This is a genomic window from Corallococcus exercitus (assembly GCF_003611585.1).
GTDB lineage: Bacteria > Myxococcota > Myxococcia > Myxococcales > Myxococcaceae > Corallococcus > Corallococcus exercitus.
Genome location: NZ_RAVW01000341.1, coordinates 1 through 10,857, shown reverse-complemented (window position 1 = coordinate 10,857; position 10,857 = coordinate 1). Strand labels below are relative to the sequence as shown.

Sequence of the window (10,857 nt, the reverse complement as noted above, 5' to 3'; positions counted from 1 at the left end):
CGCGCATGACGCCCGCGCTGTCGCCGCGCGACCTCATCGACGTGGACGAGGACGACGTGACGCAGGACGCTGGCGCGGAGCCGCCTCCCCCGCCGATGCCGCGCATGGCCCCGGTCGCGCGCGCGACGCCGCCCTCCGCGCCCCCGGCTCCCCTGGCTCCGGTGACCCGTCCGTCCACGCCTGCGCCCTCGCAGGCCAAGGGGCAGGCCCTGACGCTGGACGCCAAGGCGTTCCCGATGCTCACGTCGCTGGGACGCAACCTGAGCCAGGCGGCCCGCGAGGGGAAGCTGGACCCGGTGGTGGGCCGCGCGCGGGAGGTCGAGGAGGTCATCGACATCCTGGGCAAGCGCCGCACCAACAACCCGTGCCTCCTGGGCGAGCCCGGCGTGGGCAAGACGGCGGTGGTGGAGGGCGTGGCGCAGCGCCTGCTGGGCCTGCGCGGCACGCTGGCGGAGAAGATCCTCGTGGAGCTGGACATGGCCACGCTGGTGGCGGGCACGCAGCTGCGCGGCTCGTTCTCCGAGAAGCTCAACGCCCTGAAGGAAGAGGTCCGGCGCGCCGAGGGGCGCGTGGTCGTCTTCATCGACGAGATCCACACGCTGGTGGGCGCGGGCTCCACGGGCGAGGGCCCGCAGGACGCGGCCAACGAGCTGAAGACGGCGATGGCTCGCGGCGAGTTCCCCTGCATCGGGGCGACGACGCACGACGAGTACCGCAAGTTCATCGCGGCGGACCCGGCGCTGGAGCGGCGCTTCACGCCGGTGGTGGTGAACGAGCCGTCGGTGCCGGAGACGGTGCAGATCCTCCAGGGCATCATCGGGCGCTACGAGGAGCACCACGCGCTGCGCTACCTGCCGGAGGCGCTGGAGGCGGCCGCGTCGCTGGCGAGCCGCTACGTGACGGACCGGTTCATGCCGGACAAGGCCATCAGCGTGGTGGACCTGGCGGGCAGCCGCTGCCACCGCGAGGGCAAGCACCGGGTGGACGCGGCGGACGTGGCGCGCGTGGTGGCGAAGCTGGCGGGCGTGCCGGAAGAGCGGCTCCTGATGAAGGACTCCGCTCGGCTCTTGCGGCTGGAGAACGACCTGGCGGAGCGCGTGATTGGCCACGGCGACGCGGTGGTGCGCATCGCGCGGGTCATCCGCCGCAACTACGCGGGCTTCGCGTCGCGCCGTCCCATGGGCAGCTTCCTCTTCCTGGGCCCCACGGGCGTGGGCAAGACGGAGATGGCGCGGGCGCTGGCGGAGGTGCTGTTCGGCAACCGGGACGCGCTGGTGCGCCTGGACATGAGTGAGATGTCCGAGTCCCACGGCGTGTCGCGCCTCATCGGTTCGCCCGCGGGCTACGTGGGCTTCGGTGAGGGCGGGCAGCTCACGGAGCCGGTGCGCCGCCGCCCGTCGTCGGTGGTGGTGCTGGACGAGATCGAGAAGGCGCACCGCGAGGTGCAGATGCTGCTGCTCCAGGTGCTGGAGGAGGGACGGCTGACGGACGGCAAGGGCCGGCACATCGACTTCTCCAACACGGTCATCGTGATGACCACGAACCTGGGCGCGGAGGCGTTCAACCGCACGGGCCGCGCGGTGGGCTTCGGCGCGGCGGACGCGGCCGAGGGCAAGGCGCTGGACCTGGCGTCGGACACGGCGCGCAAGGCGCTGCCGCCGGAGCTGTGGAACCGCATCGATGAACGGCTGCCGTTCCGTCCGCTGGCGGAGCAGGAGGTGGCGAAGATCGCCACGCTCATCCTGGCGGAGAGCAGCAAGCGGCTCGCGACGGAGCGCGGCATCGTCTACACGGCGGGCACGGACGTGGTGGGTCACCTGCTCAAGTCCGGCGGCTTCGACCCGATGCTGGGCGCGCGGCCGATGCGCCAGGTGGTGCAGCGGCTGGTGGAAGGTCCCCTGGCGGAGCGCATCCTCTCCGGCGAGTTCGGCGCGGGAGACCGCGTGCGGGTGGCCGTCCAGGCCGGGCAGCTCCAGTTCGCGCGGGACGCAGCCTGACGGTGGCGCGGCAAGGTCGGAGCGCGCGAAGCGGCACCGTTCGCTCCGAGCCCGAGAATCCGGCTCGCGCGCGTCCGACGGCCTCTGGTGGCCGGCGCGCGATTGAGGCACCGGCTCCCGCTCCCGCGGCACGCACTGCTCGGAAGGCCGCATCACGAGGCCGGCCTGCGCAGGACTCGCGTACGCCCGTGACGTCAAAGGCGAAGCGCGTTCCCGTGATCATCGTCGGCGCGGGGCGGTTGGGGGGTGCGCTCGCGCTGGCGCTGCAGGCGAAGCGCTGGCCCGTGCGCGTGCACTCTCGCGACGACGCAGGCCGTGAGCGCACACGGGCCCTGGGCCTGAAACCCGCGACCCCGGCGGACCTGAAGAAGGCACGCGTCTGTGTGCTGTGCGTTCCGGACGCGGCGGTGCCTTCCGTGTCCGAAGCCCTCTCACGCGAGCTGCCTCGCACGGTGGCGCTGGTTCACACGGCGGGCGCCCTGCCCCTCTCCGTGCTGGGGACGCAGCGGGGCCGCGCGGTGGGCTCCTTCCATCCGCTCTGCGCCGTGTCCTCCGCTCGGGATTCACTCGCGGGCCACACCGCCGCCATCAGCACGCGCTCCCCTGCCCTGCGCGCCCTGCTCCAGCGCATGGCCGAGGACGTGGGCTTCGCGATGTTCGACGTGCCGGAGGCGCACCGGGCCGCGTACCACGCGGGCGCGGTGCTGAGCGCGGGTGGACTCGTGTCCCTGGCGGACGCGGCCGTGGGCGCCCTGGGCGCGGCTGGCATTGAACCGGAGGCGGCCCTGAAGGCCCTGCTGCCGCTGATGCGCTCGGCGCTGCGAGGCATCGAAGCGCGAGGACTTTCGGGCGGACTCACCGGTCCCATCGTCCGGGGCGACGCGGGCGTTGTCGCGGCGCACCTCGCGGCGCTGCCCTCGGACATCGCTCCGCTCTACGCACAGCTCTCGCGGCGGGCCCTGCGGCTGGCCTCGGGGCGGATCCAGCCGGAACCGCGCGACGCGCTGGAAGCCCTGCTCGCGAAGAAGTGACGGCGCGCGTCCCGGTGGCCCCGGACGCGCGCCCTTCCCACTGAACTAGGTGAGGATGATGCGCGGGCTCTGCAGCGCGCGGCGCACGATGGCCAGGGCCTGCTCGGAGGCGGCCTCGGCCTCGGTGAGGCGGCGCAGGCAGACGTCGCCCGGCACTGACACGGAGCGCTTCAGGTCCGCCAGCAGCGTCAGCGCCGCCTGGAGCATCTCCTTGCCCTGCGCGGACTCCGCGGCCGGCTGGCCCGCGGCCTTCGACACGTGCGCCGTGAAGCGCTGCACCGCGTCCATGGTCGCGTTCGGGTCGTACTTCTCCAGCAGCGGCTTCAGCCGGTCCGGGTTGATGCGGATGAGGCGCAGCGCGCCGACCTTCTGGAAGGCCGGGTGCACCAGGCCGATCTCCGACATCTCGAACGCGCCCAGCAGGCCCTCGTCCGGCGCGCGGTGCGAGTGCGGCACCACGTCCACGAAGAGCGCCAGCGGATCCGCGCCCTGCTTGAACGCTTCCAGCTCCTCGTCATCCAGCGGCGGGAAGCTCGCGGGCGTGCCGATGAACAGCAGCGGCAGCACCACGTCGTGCCAGAACTCCTCCGGCGCGGAGCCCGTGCCGCCCACCGTCGCCACCAGGTGCGTCATCAGCTCCGCCAGGCGGGGGGCGCGCTCGGCCTGCTCCGCCAGCGTCTTGCCCTGCTCCATGCGCTGCAGCGACGTGACGATCTGCCCCTCGAACTGCTGGCGGGCCTCCGGCGGCAGCGGCGGCTGGGTGCGGCCCAGCGCGTCCCGCACGTCGCGCGCCAGCGCGTCCGTCTTCGCCTCCAGCGTCTGCTTCGCCTTGGCCTGATCCACCACGATGAACTGGAGGAAGCCCGGGTCGAACAGGCGCTGGTAGTCCTGGGGCGCCAGCTTCTGGGGCTGACCGCCGCCCAGGGCCTGCGCGGGGTTGGCGCCAAAGCGCACCTGCCCCAGCGAACGGCGGATGTCGCTGGCCAGGTCGTCCAGGCGCGTCAACTTGCCCTGCGCCAGCGCGTCCATCACCGCCCCGAACGGGGACAGCATGATGATGGCCTCGGGGAAGCCCAGCGAGGCGCCCTCGGGCGAGTCGCGGTTGGGGAACCAGAAGGCCTGGTGCTCGGAGATGAGGCGCAGCGCGAAGCCGCCCGCCAGGCCCAGCGCCGCGCCCTGGTGGTTCGGGTTGTTCGGGTCGAACCGGCCGCCCAGCAGTTGGATGACCGACTTCTCCACGTCCGCCCACGGCGCCTTCGTCAGGTCGACCGGCGCGCCGCTGGCCTTCTCCAGCGCCGCGGAAATCTGGAGCTGCGCATTGTGGACGTGCTGCGGAACAGGGAGCCCCTGGGGCTCGGCGGGGTCGGTCATGGAAAGATTCCTGTGAGGAAGGCGACGCGTTCCCTTACCGTGAAAAACGCGTTCGTGACTACGAATTGTGGTCGGTAGGATGCCCACCATGTCAGCTTCTCGCGGGCCTGCCCGCCAGCCCGCCATCCTCGCGTGTCTCCTCCTGCTGGCATCGGGGTGTGCTTTCGTCGCACCCCGTTTTCCGCAAAACGTCCAGGCGTCGTTCGCCCGGGACGAGATGCACAAGCTGACCACGCGCTCCCTGGAGCTGTACTACCCGGTGCACCTGCGCGCGACCGCGCTGCGGGTGGCCGCCCGGATGGAAGGCTGCGTGGATCGGCTGCGCACCGACGCGTGGAGCAAGGCCGAGCGCAAGCGGGTGCTCGTCTACCTGACGAGCGCGGACTTCAACAACGCGTACGTCCAGTCGGAGTTCGCCAGCACGCCGCAGCAGATGGTGCTGCCGCAGCACATGACGCTGGAGCAGTTCAACCTGCTGGGCCTGGGTGAGACGGAGATCGGCGACGTGGCCTGCCACGAGTCCGTCCACTACGTGCAGATGCAGCAGGTGGGCGGCATCTGGAACGTCCTCAACAAGGTCACGGGCGGCCTCTTCCAGCCCAACATCTTCACCGAGTCCTGGTTCCTGGAGGGCCTGGCCACCTACTACGAGGGCCGGCTGGGCAAGGACACGGGACGGCCCCACAGCCCGGTGTGGAGCGGCTGGTGGGAGGGCGCGGTGCAGGCCCGGAAGGGCGAGCTCAACCCGGGCTACCTGTCCCCTGAGAACCGCGCGCTGGATCCGTTCGGCGGCAACTACCTGACCGGCATGAACTTCGTGGAGTACCTGGCGAAGACCTACGGCGAGAAGCGCCTGTGGAAGCTGGTGGACGAACAGGGCAGCTCGCTGTTCCCGCCCCTCGCGGTGACGCTGCGGTTCAAGCGCGTGTACGGCAAGGACATCGGGTCGCTGTTCAGCGAGTTCGAGGAGAGCCTCCAGAAGCACCTCGCGAACCGCGAGCGCCCCGCGACCCAGCAGGTGCTGGTGCCGGAGGCGGGCTACTTCTCGCGGCTCGCCGCGAACCCGCTCGACGGCAGCACCGCGCTCCTGAGCGTGGGCCGCGAGGAGATCACCCACCTCACCGTGCGCGAGCGCGACGGCCGCGAGCGCTTCAGCCGCGCGCTGGTGCAGCTCCTGCCCGGACGCAGGTGGGTGGTGGCCAGCCCGTCGCTCGTGAGCGGCATGACGTTCAGCCGTGACGGCCAGTGGCTCTACCTGGTCAGCGCGGACGTGGACTCGGTGGGCAGCTACATCGGGAAGCTGTGGCGGGTGGACGCGCGCACGGGCGACGTGGTGCGGCTGTGGGACGACCTGGAGGGCATGGGCGGCGACGTCACGGTGGACGGCAGGTCATACGTGTTCGTGGAGGTGCGCGGCGACGCGGCGAACCTCGTGCGGCTGGACCTGGAGACGGGCCAGCGCGAGCGGCTGACGGACTTCAAGGCGCATACGGCGCTGGGCACGCCCGTCACGTCCCCGGACGGTGGGCGGTACGTGTTCCCCCTGGAGGGCGCGGAGGGTTGGGACCTGGTGCTGCGCGAGCCGGACGGTTCGCTGCGCTGGCTCACGCGCGACGGGCTGTTCAACTACTCGCCGCGGTGGCTGGACGACGATCACCTCGTGTTCCTGCGTGAGCACGAGGGCCGGCTCCAGGCACACGTCATGACGGTGTCCACCCGTCGCATCGCCCGCGTCACCGACGCGCCGATCCTGGTGCTCGACGTAGCGCCCGTGAGTGGGGACGCGGTCGTGTTCCTCAACCGCGACGGCACGAACTTCACCGTGGATCGCGCGCCCCTCACCGAGGCCCTCGCGGAGCTGCGCGCGACACCGGAGTCTCCGTCCCAGAGCGTCGCGACCGCGTCGGCTTCCGCGCCGACCGCGTCCCAAACGTCGGAGAGTGCCTCCGCTCCGACCGCGTCCCAGGCATCGGAGGCAGCCGCTTCCGCGCGGTCCACGCCTTCGCCCGAAGCGGGCGCTGTCACGGGTGGCACGGACGCACAGGACGGCTTCGTCACCTTCCCCGGGCAGCCCGCTGTCCCGACGGACGCCCCCACGCAGGCCCCTTCCGATGCCCCCGTCGCGCAGGTGGCGCCGCCTCCGCCGCCGGTGGATCCCGCGCATGACGTGGAAGCTCCCGTGACGCCTCCAGCCGTCGTGGGCCGCGCGGTGGACGTGCTGACCGACGAGCCCTACTCGCCGCTCGAGGGCTTCTTCATCCCGAACTACCGGGTCCCCTACTTCTACACGGTCCCCAACGACGTCGACGGCGAGGACCCGTACCTCGCGGCGGGCATCTCCATCGCGGGTCAGGACCGGCTGGGCTTCAACGCCTACGCGCTCACGCTCACCTACGACACGAAGGAGGAGCAGCCTGGCGTGTCGTTCGCGTACGGCAACGCGCTGCTGTCGCCCTTCTACATCCAGGTCTCCGCGTCGCGTCTGCGCGAGAACGATCGCACGGACCTGCAGGCCACCGCGTTCGCATCCCGCACGTTCTGGACGACGCCGGTGAGCTTCGGCGTGCTCGCGCTCGACCGCCGCTTCGACGCCACGGATCGCCGGCCGGCCATCACCACGCGCCTCATTGGCCCGGAGGTCGCCGCGTCGTACTTCGCCGGCGAGGGCACGTCCTACGGCGGCACGCAGCGCGGCCTGGGGCTGTCCGTGAGCGGCGGCCTCTTCCCGAAGGCGTTCACGCTCGACTCCACCGTGGGCGACGTGCGCCTGGGCGTGGACGGCTACCTGGGCGGCCTGCCCTTCACCGGCAAGGACAACCTCCAGCTCTCCGTCGCGGGCCGCGCCCTGCCCGGCGCGCCCGACGGCCTCCTGGAGGTCGGCGGCATCCTCCCGGGCGAGGCCTTCTTCATCAACCGCGACAGCACCGACGAAGGTGGCCTGCCGCTCCAGCTCCAGCCAGGGCTCGCCTTCAGCGAATACCTGCGCGGCTACGAGGACCACACCTTCCGCGCGCGCAACGTGCTGCTCGCCAACGCGCGCTACCGCTACCGCTTCATCATCGACTACGGCTGGGCCTCCACGCTGTGGGTGCTGCCGTCCCTCTTCGTCAGTCAGGTGGAGCTGGACGGCTTCGGCTCCATCGCGCGCACGGACAACCGGGACAACCACGCGGCGGTGGGCGGCATGGCCACGCTGCGGCTCACCATGGGCCAAGCCTACGCACTGGCCTTCTTCTACCAGTACGCCCACCGCTTCGATGACGGCTTCGGCGACCTGCACCTCATCGGCCTGACCTTCTAGCCGGGCCTGCCGCGCAGGCCGAACAGCCCCTCCTCGCGCGCCACCTGGAGCACCGCGGACGGCACCAGCTCCGACGGCTCCAGGCCGCGCGCCAGCAGGTCGCGCACCTGCGTGGAGGACACCTCCGCCAGGGGCGGCCCTACCGTGTCAGGCGCCGGGTAGCCCGCGCGGTAGAGCACCAGCACGTGGGCCATCCGCTGGATGCGGTCGAAGTCCTTCCAGTTCGGCAGGTCCCGCAGGATGTCGCTGCCGATGATCAACGAGAACCGCGTGTCCGGGTAGCGCTCCACCAGGAACGCCAGCGTGTCCACCGTGCGCCCGCCGCCCCCCAGCTCGCGCTCCACCAGGCTCGTCTGGAGCCAGCCGGACGTCTCGCGGCAGAGCGCCTCGCACATGCGCACGCGCGCCTCGAAGGGCTCCAGCTGCTTGCCGAACGGATGGTGGAACGTGGGCATCAGCCACACCGCGTCCACGCCCTGCGTCGCGTGGACGTAGGAGGCCGCCATCAGGTGGCCCACGTGCGGCGGGTTGAACGAGCCTCCGAGCAGCGCGACCTTCACGGCGGGCCTCTTATTTGACGGTGAGCTTCGTCGAGCGCGAATCGACCTGCAGCACCCGGGGCGGCAGCACCAGGTGCCCATCCAACCGGAACGCGGAGAAGCTCAGGTTGCGCTCCGCCTTCTCCAGGAGGCCGCACGTCTGCTCCGCGGCCCCCACCAGCCGGCCCGGCGTCACGAAGTAGCGCGGGCCAATCTGCACCACCGCGGGCTCCGGCTCCTTGCCGTGGATGAACACCTGCGCGTTGAGCAGGTCGTCCCGCACCAGGTCGTTCTTGTCGTGCACCACGCAGCAGAGCGTGTCCCCCACCAGGTCCATGGCCTTGTTGGCCACGGCGGGGTCCCGGTACGCCAGCGAGTCGCGCTCCGGCACGCGCACGAAGCGCTCCATCACCAGCCGCCGGTCGTCCTCGGAGGCCAGGTCCGCGGGGGCCTCGCGGGACGCGGGCGTGCGCGCCAGCCCGTCCTGGGGCGGCGCCACCAGCCACTGCGTCACATCCGCCAGGAAGTCCGCGTCCGAGTACTCGCGCCCGCCCCGGCTCTTCTGCCGGCGCCACAGCACCCACTCATCCAGGTCCGTGTAGCGTCCGCCGGTGAAGAGGAAGCGCCGGGCGCCCTTCGCCCGCAGCAGCTCGTAGGCCGCGTCGAAGGCGCCCAGGTCGCCGTGCGTATCGGAGAAGACGCCAATCACGTGGAGGTCACCGCGCGGAAGCGTACAGCAGGGCGGGCTCGCGGTGCTTGCGGAAGGCCTCCGTCTGCAGCTCGAAGCCCTCCAGCATCCGGTCCAGGCTCCAGCCCTCCTCGATGCCGCGACGCACCTGGTCGGTGCCGCACAGCAGGTCGAACGCGGGCACGTCCTCCACGAACTCGTACGCGTCCGCCCGCCAGTCGAAGTGGCCCGGGCCGATGTCGTGCAGCGCCTGGGCGATGGCGATGCCCGTGCGCAGCGGCTTGAACGCCTTGCGGTCCGTGACGTGGATGAACGCCCCGCTGCACGACTGGCCCTGGAACTTGTCGAACGTGGGGGTGAAGCCCACCGGACGGAAGGCCACGCCCGGCAGCCGCTCCTTGTCCAGCCGGGCCATCAGCTGATCCGTGTCCACCCACGGCGCGCCGAACTGCTCGAAGGGCCGGCAGGTGCCGCGGCCTTCGGACACGTTGGTGCCCTCGAGCTGGCACATGCCCGGGTACACCAGCGCCGTGTCCGCGGTGGGCATGTTGGGCGACGGCGGCAGGAACGGCAGGCCCGTGTCGCTCCAGTACATGTCGCGCGTCCAGCCCTCGCACGGCACCACCGTGAGGTCGCAGCCGAAGCCCTCCTGCGCGTTGAACAGCCGCGCCAGTTCCCCCGCCGTCATGCCGTGGCGGTTGGGCAGCGCGTACAGCCCCACGAAGGAGCGGAACTTCTCCCCCACGAGGTTGCCCTCCAGCGTCACCCCGTCCAGCGGGTTGGGCCGGTCCAGCACGTAGAACGCCACGCGGGCCTGGGCCGCGGCCTTCATCGCCAGGGCCATGGTGTAGACGTAGGTGTAGTAGCGGCTGCCCACGTCCTGGATGTCGAACACCAGCGCGTCCAGCCCCTTCAGCCACTCCTGGCGCGGGGAGAGCGACTCGAAGGTGGAGCCGTAGAGGCTGTGCACCGGCACGCCCGTCCTGCGGTCGCGCGCCTCGTCCACGGCCACCATGTACTGGGCTTCACCGCGGATGCCGTGCTCCGGCCCGAAGAGCGCCGCCAGCGTCACGCCCTCCGTGCCGGCCAGCAGGTCCGCCAGGTGGCGGAAGCGCGAGTCCACGCTCGTGGGGTTGACGATGGCGCCCACGCGCTTGCCCTTGAGCGCGGAGAAGCCCTGCGCGGCCCATACATCCAGTCCCGTCTTCACCTTCGTCACGTTCGGTCGCCTCGTCCCGCCGCCCACGGCATGCGCGGGCAAGGCACAGGTCAGGTTCGCAGGTCAGTTCGCGGCCAGGCGCTTGAGCGCGCTCTGTGCCGCCTTCTTCGAGTCACAGGTGCTCAGCCCCAGGAAGCCTCCGGACGCGCCGTCGTTCGGGCCCCCGTCGTCGGCCAGCGTCTCCAGCGGCCCTCGCGCGGACTCCAGGTGCAGGCCGGCCAGGACCTCCGCCGCCCCGGAGCGCACGCCGCACTGCTCGTGCTTCAGGAACGAGATGAGCCGGGACTCCGCGCGGCCATTGCCGTCCTTGCGCACCGCCTGCGCGTAGAGAGCCATCGCGGGGCCCCAGTTGCCCTGCGCCTCCTCCAGCCGCCCGTTGAGGTAGACGCGCTGATCCGGCTCCTCCTGCTTGATGAGCCGCCGCGCCTCGCTCACGCGCGCGGCCCGCTCCGCGCCGGAGGTGCCCTCCACGTCGCGGATGGCCCGCAGGGTGGCGCCGCCCTCGCCCAGCAGCAGCCCCCCGCCCAGCAGCACCACCGCCAGCAGCGCCACGCACACGCACCAGCCGGCCACCGTCGATGACACCTTGGACGTGATGGCGAGCGGCAGCCTCGCGTACACGCGCGCCCAGAGCGCATCCGTCGCGGTGCGCGCCTGCTTGCCCAGCACCGTGGCCCGCTGGCCCACCACCGCCGCGCGCTGCCCCACCGC

7 protein-coding genes and 1 pseudogene are annotated in these 10,857 nt (G+C 71.7%); 3 read left to right on the top strand and 5 right to left on the bottom strand.

Annotated elements, in window-relative coordinates; translation table 11 throughout:
* Together D7W79_RS31245 and D7W79_RS31240 are read left to right on the top strand one after the other, a co-directional pair.
* The coding region (locus D7W79_RS31245) for an AAA family ATPase (protein WP_147442137.1) at positions 1-1,997 on the top strand (1,997 nt) is incomplete at its 5' end.
* 218 nt (positions 1,998-2,215) lie between these two features.
* Positions 2,216-3,028 (top strand): Rossmann-like and DUF2520 domain-containing protein, encoded by an 813-nt coding sequence (locus D7W79_RS31240; protein WP_244222072.1) that lies wholly within the window; start codon positions 2,216-2,218, stop codon positions 3,026-3,028.
* A gap of 45 nt (positions 3,029-3,073) precedes the next feature.
* On the opposite strand, the gene D7W79_RS31235 is transcribed toward D7W79_RS31240, so the two are convergent.
* Complete coding sequence (locus D7W79_RS31235; RefSeq protein ID WP_120529027.1) at positions 3,074-4,399, bottom strand: hypothetical protein; 1,326 nt, start codon at positions 4,397-4,399, stop codon at positions 3,074-3,076.
* 88 nt (positions 4,400-4,487) lie between these two features.
* Between D7W79_RS31235 and D7W79_RS31230 the strand changes: the two genes are divergently transcribed.
* On the top strand, positions 4,488-7,700 hold the full coding sequence (locus tag D7W79_RS31230) for a TolB-like translocation protein (RefSeq protein ID WP_120529029.1): 3,213 nt from the start codon (positions 4,488-4,490) through the stop codon (positions 7,698-7,700).
* On the opposite strand, the gene nadD is transcribed toward D7W79_RS31230, so the two are convergent.
* From nadD to D7W79_RS31210, 4 genes and pseudogenes are all read right to left on the bottom strand, one after another.
* On the bottom strand, positions 7,697-8,260 hold the full coding sequence (gene nadD / locus D7W79_RS31225; protein WP_120529026.1) for a nicotinate (nicotinamide) nucleotide adenylyltransferase: 564 nt from the start codon (positions 8,258-8,260) through the stop codon (positions 7,697-7,699). The genes D7W79_RS31230 and nadD overlap by 4 nt on opposite strands.
* Before the next feature lie 10 nt (positions 8,261-8,270).
* The gene (locus tag D7W79_RS31220; protein WP_120529025.1) at positions 8,271-8,948 is read right to left on the bottom strand and encodes a hypothetical protein; all 678 of its coding nucleotides are present in this window, start codon (positions 8,946-8,948) and stop codon (positions 8,271-8,273) included.
* A gap of 7 nt (positions 8,949-8,955) precedes the next feature.
* Complete coding sequence (locus tag D7W79_RS31215) at positions 8,956-10,146, bottom strand: exo-beta-N-acetylmuramidase NamZ family protein (protein ID WP_120529024.1); 1,191 nt, start codon at positions 10,144-10,146, stop codon at positions 8,956-8,958.
* A gap of 63 nt (positions 10,147-10,209) precedes the next feature.
* Positions 10,210-10,857 (bottom strand): annotated as a pseudogene (locus D7W79_RS31210) (adenylate/guanylate cyclase domain-containing protein); the annotation flags it as partial.